This is a genomic window from Aeromicrobium sp. Leaf291, from assembly GCF_001423365.1.
In the GTDB taxonomy this organism is placed as follows: domain Bacteria; phylum Actinomycetota; class Actinomycetes; order Propionibacteriales; family Nocardioidaceae; genus Aeromicrobium.
This window is the reverse complement of record NZ_LMNM01000001.1, coordinates 249,942-268,550: the sequence shown is the minus strand read 5'-3', so window position 1 is coordinate 268,550 and position 18,609 is coordinate 249,942. Positions and strand designations below refer to the sequence as shown.

General features: G+C 72.0%; 19 protein-coding genes and 2 tRNA genes. 13 read left to right on the top strand and 8 right to left on the bottom strand.

Annotated features, from left to right (window positions below):
- Position 1: 1 nt before the first annotated feature.
- On the top strand, positions 2-616 hold the full coding sequence (locus ASF35_RS01320; protein WP_055961673.1) for a TetR/AcrR family transcriptional regulator: 615 nt from the start codon (positions 2-4) through the stop codon (positions 614-616).
- Positions 617-776: 160 nt separating this feature from the next.
- Here the strand turns inward: ASF35_RS01320 and ASF35_RS01315 are convergent, their stop codons facing one another.
- Positions 777-1,955, bottom strand: a complete 1,179-nt coding sequence (locus ASF35_RS01315; RefSeq protein WP_162239292.1) for a hypothetical protein — start codon at positions 1,953-1,955, stop codon at positions 777-779.
- Positions 1,956-2,137: 182 nt separating this feature from the next.
- On the opposite strand from ASF35_RS01315, the gene serS reads away from it, so the two are divergent.
- Both serS and ASF35_RS01305 read left to right on the top strand, forming a co-directional pair.
- Positions 2,138-3,409, top strand: coding sequence for a serine--tRNA ligase (serS, locus tag ASF35_RS01310; RefSeq protein WP_055961668.1), 1,272 nt, complete (start codon positions 2,138-2,140; stop codon positions 3,407-3,409).
- Positions 3,406-4,188: an HAD family hydrolase gene (locus tag ASF35_RS01305; protein WP_055961666.1), complete on the top strand. Its 783-nt coding sequence runs from the start codon at positions 3,406-3,408 to the stop codon at positions 4,186-4,188. Before serS ends, ASF35_RS01305 begins: the two co-directional genes overlap by 4 nt.
- 145 nt (positions 4,189-4,333) lie before the next feature.
- On the opposite strand, the gene ASF35_RS01300 is transcribed toward ASF35_RS01305, so the two are convergent.
- Complete coding sequence (locus ASF35_RS01300; protein WP_055961664.1) at positions 4,334-4,897, bottom strand: HTH domain-containing protein; 564 nt, start codon at positions 4,895-4,897, stop codon at positions 4,334-4,336.
- A gap of 35 nt (positions 4,898-4,932) precedes the next feature.
- Positions 4,933-5,499, bottom strand: coding sequence for a bacterial proteasome activator family protein (locus ASF35_RS01295; RefSeq protein WP_055961663.1), 567 nt, complete (start codon positions 5,497-5,499; stop codon positions 4,933-4,935).
- Positions 5,500-5,578: 79 nt separating this feature from the next.
- On the opposite strand from ASF35_RS01295, the gene ASF35_RS01290 reads away from it, so the two are divergent.
- Positions 5,579-6,736, top strand: coding sequence for an acyltransferase family protein (locus ASF35_RS01290; protein WP_055961661.1), 1,158 nt, complete (start codon positions 5,579-5,581; stop codon positions 6,734-6,736).
- Between the two features lie 4 nt (positions 6,737-6,740).
- On the opposite strand, the gene ASF35_RS01285 is transcribed toward ASF35_RS01290, so the two are convergent.
- Positions 6,741-7,712 carry an NAD(P)H-quinone oxidoreductase gene (locus ASF35_RS01285; protein WP_055961659.1) on the bottom strand — a complete coding sequence of 324 codons (972 nt, stop codon included), beginning with the start codon at positions 7,710-7,712 and terminating at the stop codon, positions 6,741-6,743.
- Between the two features lie 111 nt (positions 7,713-7,823).
- Between ASF35_RS01285 and ASF35_RS01280 the strand changes: the two genes are divergently transcribed.
- From ASF35_RS01280 to ASF35_RS01260, 5 genes are all read left to right on the top strand, one after another.
- Positions 7,824-9,293 carry a cryptochrome/photolyase family protein gene (locus ASF35_RS01280; protein WP_055961657.1) on the top strand — a complete coding sequence of 490 codons (1,470 nt, stop codon included), beginning with the start codon at positions 7,824-7,826 and terminating at the stop codon, positions 9,291-9,293.
- Between the two features lie 76 nt (positions 9,294-9,369).
- Positions 9,370-10,164, top strand: a complete 795-nt coding sequence (locus ASF35_RS01275) for a carbon-nitrogen hydrolase family protein (RefSeq protein ID WP_055961654.1) — start codon at positions 9,370-9,372, stop codon at positions 10,162-10,164.
- On the top strand, positions 10,161-11,240 hold the full coding sequence (locus tag ASF35_RS01270; protein WP_055961651.1) for a hypothetical protein: 1,080 nt from the start codon (positions 10,161-10,163) through the stop codon (positions 11,238-11,240). The genes ASF35_RS01275 and ASF35_RS01270 overlap by 4 nt, the downstream gene beginning before the upstream one ends.
- 50 nt (positions 11,241-11,290) lie before the next feature.
- A tRNA-Ser gene (locus ASF35_RS01265) sits at positions 11,291-11,375 on the top strand.
- Positions 11,376-11,598: 223 nt separating this feature from the next.
- Complete coding sequence (locus ASF35_RS01260) at positions 11,599-12,003, top strand: hypothetical protein (protein ID WP_055961648.1); 405 nt, start codon at positions 11,599-11,601, stop codon at positions 12,001-12,003.
- 88 nt (positions 12,004-12,091) lie between these two features.
- Here the strand turns inward: ASF35_RS01260 and ASF35_RS01255 are convergent, their stop codons facing one another.
- Positions 12,092-12,544 (bottom strand): DUF5994 family protein, encoded by a 453-nt coding sequence (locus ASF35_RS01255; RefSeq protein ID WP_055961645.1) that lies wholly within the window; start codon positions 12,542-12,544, stop codon positions 12,092-12,094.
- Between the two features lie 258 nt (positions 12,545-12,802).
- Between ASF35_RS01255 and ASF35_RS01250 the strand changes: the two genes are divergently transcribed.
- Positions 12,803-13,927, top strand: coding sequence for a glycosyltransferase family 4 protein (locus tag ASF35_RS01250; protein ID WP_055961642.1), 1,125 nt, complete (start codon positions 12,803-12,805; stop codon positions 13,925-13,927).
- Positions 13,924-15,051, top strand: a complete 1,128-nt coding sequence (locus ASF35_RS01245; RefSeq protein WP_082481843.1) for an acyl-CoA desaturase — start codon at positions 13,924-13,926, stop codon at positions 15,049-15,051. The genes ASF35_RS01250 and ASF35_RS01245 overlap by 4 nt, the downstream gene beginning before the upstream one ends.
- 395 nt (positions 15,052-15,446) lie before the next feature.
- Here ASF35_RS01245 and ASF35_RS01240 read toward each other — a convergent pair.
- Positions 15,447-15,533 (bottom strand) — tRNA-Ser (locus ASF35_RS01240).
- A 70-nt stretch (positions 15,534-15,603) separates the two neighbouring features.
- A complete protein-coding gene (locus ASF35_RS01235) occupies positions 15,604-16,125 on the bottom strand; it encodes a VanZ family protein (RefSeq protein WP_162239291.1) in 522 nt (173 codons plus the stop codon).
- On the opposite strand from ASF35_RS01235, the gene ASF35_RS01230 reads away from it, so the two are divergent.
- Positions 16,124-16,909: an MBL fold metallo-hydrolase gene (locus tag ASF35_RS01230; RefSeq protein WP_082495301.1), complete on the top strand. Its 786-nt coding sequence runs from the start codon at positions 16,124-16,126 to the stop codon at positions 16,907-16,909. The genes ASF35_RS01235 and ASF35_RS01230 overlap by 2 nt on opposite strands.
- The gene (locus ASF35_RS01225; RefSeq protein WP_055961631.1) at positions 16,909-17,205 is read left to right on the top strand and encodes a Dabb family protein; all 297 of its coding nucleotides are present in this window, start codon (positions 16,909-16,911) and stop codon (positions 17,203-17,205) included. The genes ASF35_RS01230 and ASF35_RS01225 overlap by 1 nt, the downstream gene beginning before the upstream one ends.
- Here ASF35_RS01225 and ASF35_RS01220 read toward each other — a convergent pair.
- Positions 17,181-18,593 carry a CDP-glycerol glycerophosphotransferase family protein gene (locus tag ASF35_RS01220; protein ID WP_055961629.1) on the bottom strand — a complete coding sequence of 471 codons (1,413 nt, stop codon included), beginning with the start codon at positions 18,591-18,593 and terminating at the stop codon, positions 17,181-17,183. The two genes, ASF35_RS01225 and ASF35_RS01220, sit on opposite strands and share 25 nt — an antisense overlap.
- Positions 18,594-18,609: the final 16 nt, after the last annotated feature.

The following is an 18,609-nucleotide window of genomic DNA, read 5'->3' as shown; positions in this document are numbered from 1 at the left end:
CGTGAGTCGACCAGAGGCGTCGCCGCTCCCGGAGCGGGAGCAGCGGGACGGACGGGTGGCGCGCGGCAACCGGACCCGTCGGGCCATCGTCGAGGCGCACGCGGAGCTGATCCGGGGAGGCGACCTGCTGCCCACCGCGGCCCAGGTGGCGGAGCGCGCCGGTGTCTCGGTGCGCACGTTGTGGGGTTCCTTCGGCGACATGGAGGGGCTGCTGCAGGCCACGACCGGCTACTGGTTCGAGCAGGACTCGGCCCTGCGCGGCGAGGTCGACCCGTCGGCCCCGCTGCCCGAGCGCATCGAGCGCTTCTGCGCCGAGCGGGCACGTCGGCTCGAGAACATCTCGCCCGCGGCGCGCGCAGCCCAGCTGAAGGAGCCGTTCTCGCCGACGCTGCGCTCGAGCCGGCTCGGTCACGTGGAACGGGTGGTGCACGACATCGAGCAGGCCTTCGCCGGTGAGCTCGACGCGGCGGCGGACCGCGCGGCGCTCCTCGACGCCCTGGTCGGGTCGACGTCGTGGAACGCCTGGTCCCTCCTGCGCGACGACCTCGACCGCTCCGTCGCCGCCGCCCACGCCGCCATGCTCCACACCGTCCGCGCCCTCCTCTCCCCCCCCTGACGCCCCCCGCCTCGACTCGTCAGAGGTAGGTGACGCGCGGAATCGACTCGTCAGAGGTAGGTGGCCCGCGGAATCGACTCGTCAGAGGTAGATGGCCCGCGAATACCGCGGTCGTATCCGCGGGAGGCCTACCTCGGGGCGTCGAGATAGTGCGGGCCACCTACCGCTCGACGGGTCGCGACGCAGCATGCTTCGAAGTGCCGACGGTGGCCGGACCAGCCGTGAAGAGTGGCGCATAACGCCCTGTTGGATCCGGCGCGCCCAGGCCGAAGCGCGGAAGTGTGAGGGGAACCGGTTCGGTCAACCCCTGGAAGCCGGGCCCGAAGTTCGGTGGCGGCCCGGCGTAGCCGTTCGCGACGAGGCGTCGGTAGACCGCTAGCACCGCCGATGTGGGGCTGTGCTCCGCGGTCACCTGGACGTAGTCGAGATCGATCCGCCTGAAGATCCGGTACCGGTCGAGATCCTTGAGGTACTGCGACCGATCGCTCTGATGATGTCCGCCCTCGTACTCGGCCGCGAGACGGAAGAGGCGCCACAACCAGTCCGCGAGAGCGACCGCGCGACCGTCGACGAGGACGGGAGCGTTCACCTCGGGGGCCGGGAGTCCCGCGGCCCAGAAGTGCACGCGCGTCTTGGACTCGGGGATCGAACGCGACCTCGCGTCGAGCAGGCGCGAGACCTGCCGTGCTTCCCACGCGCCCGCTCTCCAGTCGTCCCTCTCACAGAATCGATGGAGCGACCGGATGGTCATGTGCTCCTGGGCGAGGAGCCAGTCGCCGGCCGCCACCGCCTCCGGCAGGGAGAACCATCGGCAGATCTCCGCGAACACCGCCTCGGGGCAGACGGTCCTGTCCTCGTTGTCAGGCAGGCACTCGGTGCGGTGGAAGACGATGTCGTCGACGTCGCGGTGGAGGTCGCGCGGCACGACCATCTGGATCGGGAGATGGGGACCGAGGTCGAGGCCGAGCCGCTGGAGGCCGGTGGCGCCGGTGAACATCGCGTCGTCGGGAGCGTGCAGCAACGCCGCGCGCCACCAGCAGGCCTCCGTCATGACGTGACCGGTGTGGACCCAGACCCGGGGGTAGAGCCGCCTGTAGCTCGCTCCGCGTAGTCGGTGATGGCTCACACCAGCCCTCTCGGCGTCGTCGATGTGGAAGGGGCCGCGACGAAGCTCGGCGGGGATGACGGGAGTACGAGGCACGTCCCTAGTCCAGCGGCGGGCGGCGCGGTGTGGGAGTGACTGCCAAGGGGGTGTGGAAGGAAGGCCCGTACTGGCCCCTTCGTCCACAGCCGCGGGTCGCGTCAGTTCTCGGCTCCCGCGTCTCGGCGGCAGGTGCACCGCGCTTCCTCGGTGGGCGGGGGTAGGTGCCCCGCGGATATCCACCCGGTATACGCGGAAGGGCTACCGCTCGGGGCGATTCCGCGGGCCACCTACCTCTGACGAGTGAAGGCGGCGGGGAGGGGGGTGGGGCGGTACGAGTCAGGGGGAGGGGGCGGGAGGGGCCCGGATAGGCTGACGGGGTGATCGACGCCAGGCTGTTGCGAGACGACCCCGAGGCCATCCGAGAGGCGCAGCGACGCCGTGGGGAGGACCCGTCGGTCGTCGACGCGCTGGTCGAGGCCGACGAGCGCCGACGCTCCACGATCGCCGCGTTCGAGGCGTTGCGCAGCGAGCAGAAGTCGATGGGCAAGCAGGTCGCGCAGGCCCAGGGCGACGAGAAGCAGCAGCTGCTCACGCGCACCAAGGAGCTGAGCGCCCAGGTCAAGGCCGCCGACGCCGAGCAGACCGCGGCCGGCGAGGCCTTCACCGCACTGCTCAAGGCCCTGCCCAACCCTGCGCCCGACGCCCCGCCCGGCGGCGAGGACGACTTCGTGCTCCTCGAGGAGGTCGGCACGCCCCGCGACTTCGCGGCCGAGGGCTTCGAGCCGAAGGACCACCTCGAGCTCGGCCTGCTGCTCGGCGCCATCGACGTCGAGCGCGGCGCGAAGGTCAGCGGTTCACGCTTCTACTTCCTCACCGGCGTCGGCGCGCAGCTGGAGCTGGCGCTCACCCAGCTGGCCATGCAGAAGGCCGCCGCGTGGGGCTTCACGCCGATGATCCCGCCGGCGCTCGTCAAGCCGCGCGCCATGGAGGGCACGGGCTTCCTCGGCCAGGCCGCGGCCGACGTCTACCACCTCGAGAAGGACGACCTGTACCTCGTGGGCACGTCGGAGGTGCCGCTCGCGGCGTACCACTCCGACGAGATCCTCGACGGCCCGAAGAAGTACGTCGCGTTCAGCCCGTGCTTCCGTCGCGAGGCCGGCTCGCACGGCAAGGACACCCGCGGCATCGTGCGCGTGCACTGGTTCGACAAGGTCGAGATGTTCGTCTGCACGTCGCTGGAGGAGTCCTACGCCCAGCACGAGCAGATCCTCGGCTTCGAGAAGGAGTGGCTCGACCTGCTCGAGCTTCCGTACCGGGTCATCGACGTCGCCGCGGGCGACCTCGGCCTCTCCGCAGTGCGCAAGTTCGACTGCGAGGCGTGGATCCCCACCCAGGGCAAGTACCGCGAGGTCAGCTCCGCGTCGAACTGCACCCAGTTCCAGGCCCGCCGCCTCGACATCCGCAACCGGCTCGACGACGGCGGCACCGAACCCACCGCCACGCTGAACGGCACGCTGTGCGCCATGCCGCGCATCATCGTCGCCCTGCTCGAGAACGGCCAGCAGGCCGACGGGTCGGTCCGCCTGCCCGCAGCCCTGCACCCATTCCTCGGCGAGGTACTGGAGCCGGTCGCGAAGGCGGGCGCATGACCTGGCGGCCGAAGCTCGTCGCGCTCGACGTCGACGGCACCCTGGTCGACTGGGAGAACCGGATGACCGACGTGGTCCGCGACGCCGTGCACGCCCTGAAGGACACCGGCGTGCACGTGGTCATCTCCACCGGTCGTGCCATCCCCGGGGTGATCGACGCCGCCGAGAACCTGCGGCTCGACGACGGCATCGCGGTGGCCAGCAACGGCGCCGTGGTGCACACCTACAGCCCGGTCGACGTGATCCACACGGTCACGTTCGATGCCAGCGAGGCGGTCCGCCGGGTGCTCGAGCACGTGCCCGACGCGCTCGTGGCGGTCGAGGAGGTCGGCACGGGCTACCGGATCAGCGCGCCCTTCCCGGAGTGGGAGATCAGCGGCGACGTGAAGATCCAGGACGTCGACGAGCTGGTGGCCGAGCCGGTCACGCGGGTCATCATCCGCGCACCGGAGCACGACGTCGAGGAGTTCGGCGCGCTCGTGCACGGGCTGGGCCTCAACGAGGTGAACTACAACATCGGCTACACGGCCTGGCTCGACATCGCCCCCGAGGGCGTCTCGAAGGCTTCCGGCCTGGAGGTCGTGTGCGCGCGGCTGGGGGTCGACCAGGCCGACGTGCTGGCCGTGGGCGACGGCATGAACGACTACGACATGCTCCGCTGGGCTGGTCGGGGTGTGGCCATGGGCCAGGGCTCGGACGAGCTCAAGGCCGTGGCCGACGACGTCACGGGCAGCGTGGTCGACGACGGTCTCGCCGACGAGCTGCGTCGCTGGCTCTGACCGGCGGTGCGGCGGGCGGCAGGTCTCGCACCTCACCAGCGTCGGATTCGGTGCGTCACCTACCTCTGACGGCCGGATCAGGTGCGTCACCTACCTCTGACGGCCGGATCAGGTGCGTCACCTACCTCTGAGGAGGAGAGGCGGGTCAGGCGAGCTGGCTGGACTCCAGGGAGTCGAAGGCGTCGAGGACCTCGTCGACCGACGGGATGCGTCGGGGCAGGTCGGCCACGGCGGCCAGCGCCGACGCCTGCTCGGCGGCCTCGGCCCGGGCGCGCCGCAGATGGCGCTTGATGGTCGACGTGGAGCAGCCGAGCCGCTCGGCGAGCTGCTGGCAGGTGTCCTTCGGGTGCGCGGTGCGCGCCGCCAGGACGGCCTCGTGGCTCACGGGACCGGCGCCGAGCCGGGCCGGCCCGTACGATCCGGACTGGTTGGCGTCGACGACGATGCCGAGGCTGTCGCGGATGCTCGCGCGGTCGGCCTCGGTCGTGCAGGCCACGAAGCCCGAGACGTCGACCTCGACGACCGCCCGGTAGAGGCAGTCGACGAGCATGGGGCATCCCGCGCAACGGCGGTGGGCCTGCGCAAGGATCTCCCCCAGGCCGACGCGCGATGCGGCGTCGAGCTCGTGGGCTCCTGCGTACAGGCGTTCGTCGCGGAACACCGGCTCACGCGTGCACGGAGGTGCAGCGATGTCGGTCACGATGGTCATGGGTCCCTCTCCCGGTCGCATCCTTTCGCGTCACACTAGAGGTACATCCCGCCCGCAGGACCGTTTTGCGCCGACTCAGTACTTTGGTCACTTTCTGGACCGTTTGACGGCGGCAGGGCGAGCCTCATGTTCTGGAACTGCGCCTGTGCCTGCACCTGCTGGGCGTACAGCGCGGCCTGGATGCCGTGGAACAGACCCTCGAGCCAGCCCACGAGCTGGGCCTGGGCGATGCGCAGCTCGGCGTCGGACGGCGACTCGTCCTCGAACGGCAGGCTCAGGCGCTGCAGCTCGGCCACCAGCTCGGGGGCGAGACCGTCCTCGAGCTCCTTGACGGACTGGCGGTGGATCTCGCGCAGCCGGGTGCGGCTGGCGTCGTCGAGCGGCGCGGCCTTCACCTCGTCCAGGAGCTGGCGGATCATGCCGCCGATGCGCATGACCTTGGCCGGCTGCTCCACGAGGTCACCCAGCGGTGTCCCGCGCTGGGCCGTCTCCGGGGTCGCGGCGCCGGGGGCCTCGACGGGGGTGCCGTCGGGGCCGATGACCTGCGGCGACGGCGTCGACAGCTGCGTCGACCGGTGGGGCTCGGACTCAGGTTGGCTCATGCGTCCAGCCTATGAGAGACCGCCCACACCGGCCCGTCACGGTTTGAAACCGGCTCGCGGGCCTGGTTCAGTCGTGCGGATGAGCACCACGAGCGAGGTCAGGAACGGGTCGACGTCGGCCCCCGCGCGACGCCGCGACCCGCGGCTCGACGTGCTCAAGGGCGTGCTCATCGGCGGGGTGGTCCTGGGCCACTTCCTCGAGACGTCCGGCGGACAGGCACCCGACGGCCTGTACTCGGGCTGGTCGAGCGAGCCGCAGCGCGCCGTCCTCACCGCCCTCTACATCGTCCACATGCCCTTGTTCGTGCTGCTGGCCGGCGTCACCGCCAGCACCCGACGTCGCGCCCACCGCATCGCGCAGATGGTGGGGCTGTACCTCGTGCTCCAGGTCGCGCTCCTGACCCTGCGGGGCGCGGACGTCACCCCCGAGACGCTCGTGCACCCGGTGTACGGCATGTGGTTCCTCCTGGCGATGGCGTGGTGGCTGGCCGTCCTGCCGCTCGTGAGGCGTCTCGGCCGGGCGGCGCTGCCGGTCGCCACGCTCGTCTCCCTCGTGGCGGTCACGGCACCCGTGGCCGACACCGACGTCGTGGCCTGGGCGCGCGCGGCCTGCTACCTGCCGTTCTTCGTCGCGGGCCACCTCTACGGCCCGGCGCTGCTCCGCCGGACCGCCGACGTGGGCAGCGCGCTCGTCGGACCCGCCGTGCTGGTGCTCGGCGGAGTCACGAGCGCCGTTCTGGTCTGGGGCGTCGACCCTCGCTGGTACCGCGGGGCCGACACGGCCGGCTCCATGCACGACTCGCCGACCGTCGCCCTCGCTGTGCGTGTCGTCTGCTTCGCGGCCGCGGTCGTGTGCTCCCTCGCCCTGCTCGCGCTCGTCCCACGGCGTCAGCGGGTGGCCGAGGTGCTCGGACGCCGCAGCCTCGCGATCTACGCGCTGCACGTGCCGTTCGTCTTCGCGGCGCAGTGGTGGTTCGAGGGCCGCGGCATCGACGCATGGCCGGCGTCGGCGATCGCGGTGCTCATGACGGTCGCGTCGCTCGCGCTGCTCGCGCACCCGGCGTTCGACACCGTGCTGCGTCGGGTGGGCGAGCGCATGGCCGACGTCATCATCTCGACGGTGCGGTCGTCGGCCGGGGCGTCCCGCACCACGGCGCTGCAGGGTCCGGCCGACGACGCCGACCTGCGCCACCACCCGCACCGCCAGCCCTCGGGCCCGCAGCAGCTGATCCTCTGACGGCTCAGAGGGTCAGCAGCACCTTGCCGGTGTGGCTGGAGTCCTCGAGCACCTGGTGGGCGTCGCGCACCTGGTCGAGGGGCATCCGGGCGTGGACGATCGGGCGCACCGTGCCGTCGGCCACCAGCGGCCACACCTGGGCCACCATCGCCGACACGATCGCCGCCTTCTCCTGCGTGGGACGGGCGCGCAGCGACGTGGCCATGACCGCGGCACGCTTCATGAGCAGCCGGTTGAGGTTCAGCTCGCCCTTCACGCCGCCCTGCAGGCCGATGACGACGAGCCGGCCGGCGGTGTTGAGGGCGCGCACGTTCTGGTCGAGGTACTTGGCGCCGACGATGTCGAGGATGACGTCGGCCTTGAGCCCGGCCTCGTCGAGCGCGTCGACGAAGTCGGTCTCGCGGTAGTTGATGGCGAGGTCGGCGCCCAGCTCGCGGCAGAACGCGGCCTTCTCGGCGCTGCCGACGGTGACGACGACACGGGCCCCGAAGGCCTTGGCCAGCTGGATGGCCATGGTGCCGATGCCGCTGGCGCCGCCGTGCACGAGGAGCGTCTCGCCGTGCTGGAGCTTGGCCATCATGAACACGTTGGACCACACGGTGGCCGCGACCTCCATGAGCCCCGCGGCGTCGACCAGGTCGACCCCGCGCGGTGCGACGGCCACCTGGCCGGCCGGCACGGCCACGTACTCGGCGTAGCCGCCGCCGGAGAGCAGCGCCACCACGTGCTCGCCCTTGCTGAACTCGGTGACACCCTCGCCGAGGGCCACGACGTCGCCGGAGCACTCGAGGCCCAGGATCGGGGTGGCGCCCTCCGGCGGGTCGTAGAACCCCTGGCGCTGCATGAGGTCGGCACGGTTGACGCCCGCGGCGGTGACCCGCACGAGCACCTCGCCAGGCCCCGGCTCGGGGGCTTCGACGTCGACGACCTGCAAGGCCTCGACTCCACCGGGTTCGGGCACGACGACAGCACGCATGGGCCGAGGCTATCGGCGGTCGCCGGCAGCTGCCTCCGCGCCTCGACGGCGGGCGACGTGCGAGGCGCGCTGGGCGAGCGCACACGCCGGTGCCGCCCTAGCGTTGAGGCCGTGGACGATCGACGTCGGGCGGTGCGCCTCGTGCTGCCGCACCAGCTGTTCGTCGAGCACCTCGACGTCCCTGCGGGCACGTCGTTCGTGCTGGTGGAGCACGACCTGCTGTTCCGCCAGTACGCGTTCCACGCACAGAAGCTGGTGCTGCACCGGGCGTCGATGGAGCGGTTCGCACAGCGGCTGGAGTCCGCCGGACACGACGTCGTGCGGGTGCGGACCGACGGCCGCACCACCAGTCGGGCCGCCCTGGCGCGCGTGCTCAAGGGTGCCGCCGCGGTCAGCGTGTTCGACGTGGTCGACGACTGGCTCGAGCAGGACCTCGACGCGACCGCCGCCGACGTCGGGCTGGAGCTGGAGTGGCTGGAGTCGCCCAACTTCCTGACCACGCGCGAGCAGGTGCGCGAGCAGCTGGGCGGGAAGCGGCCGCGCATGCAGCACTTCTACGCCTGGCAGCGCACGCGCCTCGACGTGCTGGTCGACGGCGACCAGCCGGTCGGCGGGAAGTGGTCGTTCGACGAGGAGAACCGCAAGAAGCTGCCGAGGTCGGTCGACGTGCCGGACGTGAACCGGCCCGAGTGCGTGGCCGAGGTCGACGACGCGATCGCGTGGGTGCGGAGCGCCTTCCCTGACGCGCCGGGTCGGCTCGAGAGCTTCGCCTGGCCCACCGACCACGCCGAGGCCGAGGCGATGCTCGAGGAGTTCGTGACGGAGCGTCTCGACACCTTCGGCCCGTACGAGGACGCGATCACGACCCGCTCGGCGACGGTGTTCCACTCGGTGCTGACCCCGGCGCTCAACATCGGCCTGCTGTCGCCCGTGCAGGTGCTGGGCCGGGTGCTCGACCACGCCGACGAGCACGACGTGCCGCTGGCGTCGCTGGAGGGCTTCGTGCGCCAGCTCATCGGCTGGCGGGAGTACATGCGCGGCGTGTACGTGACCCACGGCCGACGCATGCGCACCGCCAACCACCTCGCGCACACCCGCTCGCTCGCCCCGGGCTGGTGGGACGCGACCACGGGGCTCGACCCGGTGGACCTGGTCGTGCGGAGGGTGCTCGACGACGGCTGGTGCCACCACATCGAGCGGCTCATGGTGGTGGGCAACGCCATGAGCCTGCTGCGGATCGACCCCGACGAGGTCTACGAGTGGTTCATGGCCCTGTTCGTCGACGCCTACGACTGGGTGATGGTGCCCAACGTGTACGCGATGAGCCAGTTCGCGGCCGGGCCGGCGATCACGACCAAGCCGTACGTGTCGGGCTCGGCCTACCTGCGGCGGATGTCCGACGTGCCGAAGGGCGACTGGTGCGAGGCGTGGGACGGCCTGTACTGGACGTTCGTGCGCGACCACCTCGACGTCTTCGCCACGAACCCGCGCTCGCGCATGATGGCCCGCTCCTACGAGGCGATGGACCCGGCGACGAAGGCGGGCCACACGCGCGCGGCCGCGCCCTGGCTCCAGGACTGAGCGCGCAGAGGGCTGGAACGGCGGGGCTCGGCCGGTCTCATCGGCCTCTCAGACCGGTCCTGACACACTGGGTTGCATGCGTGTGGCCGCGGTGCAGCTGGCGTCGACGATCGACTCCGCCGAGAATCGGAGCCTCGTCGACGCACGCCTGACCGCTCTCGAGCCCGCGGTCGACCTGGTGGTGCTGCCCGAGGCGACGATGCACGACTTCGGTTCGCCCGACCACGACCTGGCCGCCGCGGCCGAGCCGCTCGACGGTCCGTTCGTCGACCTGGTCGCGGGCCACGCCCGACGGCTGGGTGCCACCGTGGTGGCGGGCCTGTTCGAGCGCACCGACGACCTGCCCTACAACACGCTCGTGGTGCTGGGCCCCGACGGGGACCTGACGGCCACGTACCGCAAGATCCACCTCTACGACTCGTTCGGCTACGCCGAGTCCGACCGGCTGCGCGGCGGCGCCGTGGAGCCCGTGACGGTCGACGTCCCCACGGCCGACGGCTCGTCGGCCCGGGTCGGCCTCATGACCTGCTACGACCTGCGGTTCCCCGAGCTGGGACGGGCCCTCGTCGACGCCGGGGCCGAGGCGTTCGTGGTCCCTGCGGCCTGGGTGGCCGGCGAGCACAAGCTGCACCACTGGCGCACGCTCCTGGCGGCCCGCGCGGTCGAGGACGTGGTCGGCGTGGTGGCGGCCGCCCAGGGTGGCGAGCGCTACACGGGGCACTCCCTCGTGCTCGACGCCTGGGGCACTACCCTCGCCGAGGGGGATGCAGGAAAGGACGATCTGGTGACGGCTGACCTCGACCTCGCCGACGTCGGCCGCGCACGTGAGGTGAACCCCTCGCTGGCCAATCGCAGGATGGGCCGCGCATGACCCCGACGCGTCAGGCCGTCCAGCGCGGGTCGGCACAGCCGGGACGGCGTCGGCTCGACACGTCGGTCCCGGCCGACTACGACGTCCCGACCCGACAGCCGCGGCTCGAGTCGCCGACCACGGCGCGCTACGCCTTCGCCGCCACGTTCCTGGCGTGGGTGGCGGGCGTGGCGGTCGCGGGCACCGCCGTCGTGGCGGTGCCGCACCCGGCCTGGATCGAGCGGTGGGGCGCGGCCCTGCTGCTCGTGGTGTTCAGCATCGGCCTGACGCACCGCGGCGGCGGCCACATGCGCATCTGGACGGTCGCGGCGGGCGTGCTGGCGCTGTCGGCGGTGGTGACGGAGCTGAACCTGCTGGTGGCGGGGGCTGCCGCGGTCTCGGCGATCCTCGCCAGCGTGTGGGCGGTGGTGATCACCCGGCCGGCTCGCAGTGCGATCGGGGCGTTGAAGGAGTTCGTCCTCGCCCTGGCGGTCGCGCTCAGCGGCACGCTCGCCGTCGCGGCCTGGAACGCGCCCGTGGCCTACCAGCGCTTCAACCTGGTGGTGCTCGCTGCGGCGCTGACCCTCGCCATCGCCTTTGTGTGGAACCTCGGGGCGGGTCTGCACGGGCTGGGCAAGCAGAACATCGCGATCATCGCGGCCGTGGCAGCGGTGCTGCTGGTGCTGCTGGCGTACTCCAGCTTCGTCCGCACGCACGGCTCGGAGACCGTGGTGGAGGGCATCACGAACTTCGTCATCTGGATGCGCGAGACGGTCGGTGGGGTGCCGCGTCCGGTGGAGGTCTTCATCGGGTTCCCGGCGCTCATCGTGGGGGTGTCGTTGCGCTCGAAGCGTCGTGACGGCTGGTGGGTGCTGGTGTTCGCGGTGCTGGGCACGGGAGTGCTCACGACGTCGTTGGTCTCGCCGGGCGCCTACCCGTCGTACATCGCCCTGTCGACGGTGTACTCCGTGGTGCTGGGCGTCGTGGTGGGTCTGGTGGCGCGCTACGTGGCGATGCGGCAGCGCGGTTCGCGGGCGTCGCGGTCGCTGGAGCCGACGTCGCGCTCCGAGCCTGGACGGCTCGCCCCTCTCAAGTAGTGCGAGAATCGGCGGTGGCGTCGGCGTGGCTTCGGCCGCGGTGACGCCGAGGAGGGGTGCCGGAGTGGCCGATCGGAACCGCCTTGAAAGCGGTCGTAGCGAGAGCTACCGCGGGTTCGAATCCCGCCCCCTCTGCTCAGCGCCGCGAAGCGGCCCCTCGCAGAGGGCTCCGGATTCGGGGAGGCGTGGCGAGGAACGAGCCACGACGGAGTCCCGCCCCCTCTGCTCAGCGCCGCGAGTCCCGCCCCCTCTGCTCAGCGCCGCGAGTCCCGCCGCCTCTGCTCGTCGTCGGCACTCCGCCGCCCGCCGGGTCCGCCCCAGTAGATTGGCCTCGCCCGTACCGACCCCCGAAGGACCCATGACCACGTACCGCCTGGACCGTGCCCCTGCCCTGGCCATCGCTGGGGTCGCGTTCGTCGTGGCCGCCTTCACGGGCTTCGTCGCCTTCGTGGCGACGTCGTGGATCGCAGGTGTGGTGACCGTGCTCGCGGTGCTGGTCGCGGCGATCGTGGTGCTGCGCCCTCCCGTGGTGGCGCGCCTCGACGAGCACGGCATCCGCACACGTCGGGCGCGGGAGCGCTGGGTCGACGTGGAGGACGTGACGGTCCGCGAGGGCCTGCTGCTGCTGGCCCTGGACGAGGCCGGAGACGAGCAGCGGGTGCTGCGACTGTCGCTCGCCACCTTCGGTGCGCGGGCCCCCGAGCTGGTGCGCGAGGTCCACGACCGGCTCAACACCGCGCAGGGCTACCGCCGCTTCGGCTGAGCCCGGCGGCACGAGCGCGGGAGCACGCCCTCCGACTGCCCGGCCCCCGGTGCCCGGTGCCGGACCTACCGCCCGAGGCCGTGCAAGGTCAGAGCGAGCCGCCCTCGCCGTCCCAACGGGGGATCTGGTCTCCGGTCGGCGCGTACGACGCACGAGGGTCGCCGTCGAGGGCCCGCTGTGCGGCGTCGTCGGCCGTGCCCGGGGCGATCACGCGGATGAGGTGGTCGGTCCGGTCCTCCATGCTCACGGTCAGCACGTGGGTGTCGTCGCGGGGGAAGGTGCCGGTCTTCACGCGTCGGCCCGGCACGTTCACCGAGTGCGGATGGTCGTCCCAGTCGGGCGAGGAGTAGAGGATGCGCTGGATCCGGCCGCGGTCGGTCGGCCACGCGGCGAAGAACGCGGGAAGCTCGTCGGCGAGGATGCGGCTCCGCGGCCACCACGCGCCGTCGGTCTCGGGAGCCGTCTGGGTCGGCGCGCTCGGTGCGAACACGGTGCGTGCCGACGTGGGGGAGGCCGTCTCGGCCGGGGATCGGAGGGCCATGAGGCCACCACCTGTGGTCGCCGTCGGCGCCGGCATCGATGATGACCCGACGTTCACGGTCGTGCCTCGAGCCTAGCCCGGCGGTCCTCGCCGGGGCGGCGCGCAGGTCGTCGGGAGGCCGGGGCGGTGAACAGGGCTATCGTGAAGGGAAGACTGCAGGTCCACGGGACGCCAAGCGGCGGATCGCGACGACGAGGCTCCCGTGGCGGCAGCGAACCTAGGCGGTCGTGAGATGTTCTCACTCCCAGCACGATCTCGTTGATCTCCTTCGTGTGGGCTCCGGGCGAACCCCTGCCGGCGGGCACCGGCGGGTCGGAGAACTACACCGTGGGCCAGGTCCGTGAGCTGCACCGGCGCGGGGTCGCCGCGCAGGTGGTCACCACCGGGCTCGGCGTGCACGACGGCCGCGACGGGTTTCCGGGCGTGCCGTTCCACTCCGTCGCGCGACCGGCCGACGTCGGCCAGATCGATGGCACTCTCGTCTTCGTCACGGAGTTCCCGACCGTGCGCACGCGCCGGCCGGCGTTCCAGATGCTGCACGTGCCGCCCCCGGCCGGCGACCGACGTCGGGAGGCGATGCGTGCGCAGACCCGCGACCGCCACCCGGTGGCCACGAGCCGCTTCGCCGCACGCCTGTGGGCAGACTTCCTCGACGTCGACGTGGCCACGATCGACGTCGTGCACCCGTTCGCGGAGACCGTGTTCGCCGCTGAGCCGCGCTCGACGCGCCGGCCCGGTGTGGTGCGGGTCCTCTACGCGGGCCGGTTGAGCCCCGAGAAGGGGATCTACACGCTGCTGTCGATGCTCCACCACGAGCTGATCACCGACCTCGTCGACGAGGGGGTCGAGATCACCTTCACCGTCACGGCGGCCGGAGCGGACAAGCCTCAGGGCCGGATCATCCACCGGATGCTCGAGGCCCACGCCGGCATCACCCTGATCGACGCCGCCCGGACGCCCGAGGCGATGGCGACCCTCATGGCCGAGCACGACGTGGTGCTCATGCCGTCGAACGGCCAGTACTGGCACGAGACGTTCGGCATCGTCTCGATCGAGGCCCAGCACGCCGGTTGCCGGGTCGTCGCGTCCGACGACGGTGGACTGCCGGAGACAGACTGCGGGCTGGTCACGCTCGTGCCGGCCGACGACGCGTCCGCGCTGGCGGTCGGGCTGCGGCACGCCATCACGCTCGGACCCGCCGGCGACGCCGAACGCGCCCACGCCACGACCCGCTTCACGCTCGAGCACTCGGTCGACGAGCTCGTCGACGTGCTGGGACGGGTACGTCCCCCTACGCCGGCGCAGGTCGTCGACCAGCTGGAAACGCTCGTCGCAGCGCCCTCACTGCCACCACGACTCATCGGGACAGGAACCTCCGCATGACCGACACCGAACAGATCCACGAGCGGACCGCGACACCCCGACCGCCCGCACCGGCAGCGACGCCGCCCGGTGCGTCGTCCGGCGAGGCCCGCTACGTGAGCCAGTACACCGAGCTCGCGGCGGCGATGCGCGAGTCTGGCCTCCTGGAGCGGCGACACCTCTACTACTGGGCCCAGATCACTGTCGCGGTCGGGTCCTTCGTCGCGATCTGGGTGGGCTTCTTCCTGCTGGGCGACTCGTGGTGGCAGCTGCTGCTGGCCGCCGCGCTCGGGGTGCTGGTGGCGCAGTTCGGCTTCCTCGGCCACGACGCGGCGCACCGCCAGATGTTCTCCTCGAGGACCTGGAACGCGTGGACGTCGCGCATCCTGGCCGGCGCCTTCGCGGGCCTGAGCTACACGTGGTGGCGCGGCAAGCACAACAAGCACCACCTCGCGCCGAACCAGGAGGGGATCGACCCCGACATCGGACCAGGGGCGATCGCGTTCACGCCGGGGATCGTGGCGGAGCGGTCCGGCTTCAAGGGCTGGTTCGCCCGGCACCAGGGCTGGTTCTTCTTCCCGCTGCTGACGCTCGAGGGGATCAACCTGCACGTGCAGAGCGTGCTGGTCGGCCTCGACCGCTCGACCACGACGCCGTGGCGGCGCCTGGAGCTGGGGCTCGTGTCCGTGCGGCTCGCTGCGTTCGTCACGGTGGTCTTCGTCTTCCTGCCGTGGCCGATGGCCGTGGCGTTCCTGGCGGTCCAGCTCGCCGTGTTCGGCGTGTGCCTGGGTGCGGCGTTCGCGCCCGCCCACAAGGGCATGCCGATCGTGCCGCCGGAGATGAAGCTCGACTTCCTGCGACGTCAGGTGATGGTCTCGCGCAACATCCGCGGCAACTGGTTCGTGGACTTCTTCATGGGCGGCCTGAACTACCAGATCGAGCACCACCTCTTCCCGCACATGCCGCGCGGCAACCTCAAGAAGGCGCGCCCCCTGGTGCGTGCTCACTGCGAGAAGGTCGGCGTCGACTACATGGAGGTCGGCCTCCTGCACTCCTACGCCCTCGTCATCGGCTACCTGAACAACGTCGGCCTGCGCGCCCGCGACCCGTTCGACTGCCCCCTCGCCGCCCAGCTGCGGAACTGACCCTTCAGACGTCCGACGAGGCCGTGAGAGGTAGGTGGCTCGCGGAATCGGACGTGTGGCGGTCGGTGAGTCGCGGAGTCGCGGCCCGAGTCTGCGGTGCAGCCACCTCCGGGGGTGGTGGAAGCGCGGGTGGGCTACCGCTGGGTGGTCTCGGTGTCCTCGCTGCGCACTTCGGGCCGGCGCACTCGGGGCGCTCGCTCGCGCCTCGCGGGCGCAGGCGCTCGGCGCGCCTTGCGCTCGGCGCGCCTTGCACGCGCTCGCTGCGCTCGCGGGGGAGGTGGCGGAGGTGGCGAGAGCCGTCGCGGCTCGTTCCTCGCCGCTCCTCCCAAATCTCGACAGCGTCATAGATCGGAACAGCCCCCCAGCAAAGAGCGCTGGGGGGCTGTTCCGATCTGCGGAGGTGGCGAGATTTGAACTCGCGAGAGGTTTGAACCTCAACCCGCTTAGCAGGCGGGCGCACTAGGCCACTATGCGACACCTCCATGCCGCCGCCGAAGCGGCAACCGGTACAGGATAGCCAGCCGTGTGCCCGCGCCACCAATCGGCGTCCGATCAGCCGTGGGAACCGACCGACGCCCGCTCGTGGCGGTGCAGCAGCAGCGCGGCCGCCCCGGCGCCCAAGGTCGCGCCCACGGTGTTCGCCACGACGTCGGACACCGTCGCGTAGCGGTCGGGGCGCAGCAGCGCCTGCCCCACCTCGATGCCCGACGAGAGCAGGAAGCCGAGCAGCGCCACCTGCCACCAGCGGACCCGGGTCAGCGCCACCGCCAGCCAGCCCAGCGGAAGGAACAGCACGACGTTCGCGGCGGTCTGCACCACGTCGTAGCCGACGGGCCGCGCGATGCCGAACGTGGACTCGAGCATCCGCACCGGCCAGGAGTTGAGCACGTCGACGCCCTGGTCGACCGGGGAGGGCCAGAACGCGATGAATGCCAGGGCCGTCAGGTAGGCGACCGCCAGCGCGACGTGGGTGGGGGAGCGGCGCATCCGTCGAGCGTAGGTGGCCGCACGCGTGCGGTCGTCGGTGACGAACGCCACCAGCACCGCGGGCACCCGTGTCACGATGTGGCCCATGCGCATCGAGCACCTGCGGGCCGCCGTCATGAACCCCCTGACCATGCCCGGCATGCCGGCGCACGTGTTCCTCTGCCACACCGACGACGGCCTCGTGCTCGTCGACACCGGCTTCGGCACGGCCGACGTGACCGACCCCGGCCGCCGCATCGGACCGATCCGCGGCCTGCTGCGCCCCGACCTCGACGACCGCCACACCCTGCTGCGCCAGCTGCAGGAGCGTGGCCACGACGCCACCGACGTCACGCACGTGGTGCTCACCCACCTCGACCTCGACCACGCCGGAGGGCTGTCGGACTTCCCCCACGCCACCGTGCACACCACGGCCGACGAGCACGCGGCCGCGATCACCGACCCCGACGCCCTCGACAAGCGTCGCTACCGGCCGGCGCAGTTCGCGCACGGGCCCGACTTCGCCCTGCACGCCGGTCCCGGCGACGAGTGGCGCTACGGGCTCACCGGCCACGAGGTGCTGCCCGGCATCGTGCTCGTGCCCATGCCCGGTCACTCGCGCGGCCATGCCGCGGTGGCCGTCGAGACCGCCGACGGCGTGGTGCTGCATGCGGGCGACGCGGTCTTCGACGGGAGCCACGTGGCCGACGCGGCGCCCTCGGGCCGACGCCTCGCCCCGGTGCGGGCCGCCCGCGGCTTCGAGATGGTCGTGGGCCGCGACCGCTCGCGCATCCGAGCCAACCACCGCGAGCTTCGACGTCTGGCCTCGCTCCCCGACGTCCTGGTGGTCCCGGCGCACGACCCGCGCATCACCGACGAGCTGGTGGACTGATGGCCCTGCGCCACCTGGTGCTGTTCCGCGTGCACGACGCGGTTCCCGACGCCGACGTGGAGAACGCGCTCGAGCAGCTGGCGTCGCTCGGGACGCTCCCCGGGGTGCTGGAGTGGACGGTGCGGCTGTCCGACGACCGCCGCAAGGGACGCATCCTCGTCGAGAACGGCCTGTTCGAGGGCCGCGAGGCCTTCGAGGCGTTCCGCGTCCACCCTCAGCACGTGCAGGTCAGCACCGTGATGCGGGAGCTGGCCGACTGGTGGATCGGCGACTACGAGGAGCCGGCGGACACCTGACCGCCGTCGGCGAGCTCGCGCACCAGCGCGACGAACCGGGCCGCCGGGTCGGAGCGTTCCGGCCCGCCCAGGTAGTGGTCAGCCCGCTCGGGCCGGATGGCGGCGAGCGGGTCGGTCCCGAGCATCGCGTCGAGAGCGGCGTCGAGCTGCACGAGGTCGCGGTCGATCACGTACGCCGACACGGCGGTGGGGTGCGCGGCGCGGAACGCCTCGGCGGCGTCCGGTCCGCCGAACTGCGCGGCGTACATGGCGAAAGGCTTCTCGCTGGCCATGAAGTCGACGACGATGCCGGAGATGTCGGAGACCATCGCGTCGCACCCGTTGAAGGCCTCGACGAGCGGGACGTCCATGGCGGTCTCGCTGAGCACGTGGGCCCGCCCGGTGGCCTTCGCGTCGTCGGCGAGCATCCGGTCGACGTGAGCGATCATCGCCTCGGCCTCGAGGTGGTTGCGCCCGGCGAAGTGGCGTCGGAACACCACGGTGCAGCCGCGGGCCAGGAGTGCGGCGACGACGTCCTCGGCGACCGCGAGGGACGAGACGTTGAGGGCGTCGTCGGCGTGGCGCCACGTGGGGGCGTAGAGCACGGTCGGCGAGTCGGGGAGCGGACCGGCCACCGGCTCGATGCCCTCGGTCTGCGGCCGCCCGACGACCCGCAGCTTCGCGGCCGGGACCCGCAGGCCAGCCTGGGCGAAGCGGTCGATGGCGGCCTGCCCGGCGACGGCGACGACGTCGTAGGAGAGGACCCGCTCGGACGCGCTGAGCGGCTTGTCGCTGTCGCCGTGGCCCAGGAACACGTGCGTGACCTCCTCGTGGGCCAGGAACACCGCGTTCTTCTTGGCCCCGTGCGGGTAGAGCGCGCCGCGCACGGAGGCGGGCAGGTGCGTGAGGATCACCGGGTCGTGCGGGTGCAGGCGCACCAGCTCGGCGTAGATGGTGCGGTCGGCCGCCACGATGCACCACGGCACGCCGGCCTGCTCGATCCAGGGCGACCACATGCCGACGTGCACGCCGACCTTGCCGGCATAGGGGACGGCGACCCGGGGTGCGTGGGCGACGATGGCCTGCCGCACACCGCGCGACGCGGTGGCCCAGGCGTGCAGGCGCCACGCCACGGCGGCGGGACCGAGGGCGAGCACCACGGCCACCAGCAGCGCGACGAGGTCCTGCGAGGTGACCAGGGCGACGATCGTGGCCACGGCGGTGCCGGCCACGAGCACGCCGGCCGCGACGACCCAGACCCGCAGTCGGAACGGGCGGGATCCCGGGTGGTCGGGCTGCCCGGGGAAGCCGTGGGCGGTCGGTGCCGGCCTCTGGCGGACGTCGCGCACCGCCGCGAGCCCGGTCGCGAGCCCGGCGGCCACCACGATCCACGCGAGCACCGTCAGCATGGCTCCAGAGTAGAGG

Excerpts from the sequence above, each read along its gene's own strand:
- ASF35_RS01235 (WP_162239291.1), bottom strand. The coding sequence starts at position 16,125 with ATGGGCCACATCGTGACACGGGTGCCCGCGGTGCTGGTGGCGTTCGTC.
- ASF35_RS01270 (WP_055961651.1), top strand. The coding sequence starts at position 10,161 with ATGACCCCGACGCGTCAGGCCGTCCAGCGCGGGTCGGCACAGCCGGGA.
- ASF35_RS01255 (WP_055961645.1), bottom strand. The coding sequence starts at position 12,544 with ATGGCCCTCCGATCCCCGGCCGAGACGGCCTCCCCCACGTCGGCACGC.
- ASF35_RS01225 (WP_055961631.1), top strand. The coding sequence starts at position 16,909 with ATGGCCCTGCGCCACCTGGTGCTGTTCCGCGTGCACGACGCGGTTCCC.
- ASF35_RS01245 (WP_082481843.1), top strand. The coding sequence starts at position 13,924 with ATGACCGACACCGAACAGATCCACGAGCGGACCGCGACACCCCGACCG.
- ASF35_RS01260 (WP_055961648.1), top strand. The coding sequence starts at position 11,599 with ATGACCACGTACCGCCTGGACCGTGCCCCTGCCCTGGCCATCGCTGGG.
- ASF35_RS01230 (WP_082495301.1), top strand. The coding sequence starts at position 16,124 with ATGCGCATCGAGCACCTGCGGGCCGCCGTCATGAACCCCCTGACCATG.
- ASF35_RS01285 (WP_055961659.1), bottom strand. The coding sequence starts at position 7,712 with ATGCGTGCTGTCGTCGTGCCCGAACCCGGTGGAGTCGAGGCCTTGCAG.
- ASF35_RS01300 (WP_055961664.1), bottom strand. The coding sequence starts at position 4,897 with ATGACCATCGTGACCGACATCGCTGCACCTCCGTGCACGCGTGAGCCG.
- ASF35_RS01295 (WP_055961663.1), bottom strand. The coding sequence starts at position 5,499 with ATGAGCCAACCTGAGTCCGAGCCCCACCGGTCGACGCAGCTGTCGACG.
- ASF35_RS01275 (WP_055961654.1), top strand. The coding sequence starts at position 9,370 with ATGCGTGTGGCCGCGGTGCAGCTGGCGTCGACGATCGACTCCGCCGAG.
- ASF35_RS01305 (WP_055961666.1), top strand. The coding sequence starts at position 3,406 with ATGACCTGGCGGCCGAAGCTCGTCGCGCTCGACGTCGACGGCACCCTG.
- ASF35_RS01220 (WP_055961629.1), bottom strand. The coding sequence starts at position 18,593 with ATGCTGACGGTGCTCGCGTGGATCGTGGTGGCCGCCGGGCTCGCGACC.
- ASF35_RS01290 (WP_055961661.1), top strand. The coding sequence starts at position 5,579 with ATGAGCACCACGAGCGAGGTCAGGAACGGGTCGACGTCGGCCCCCGCG.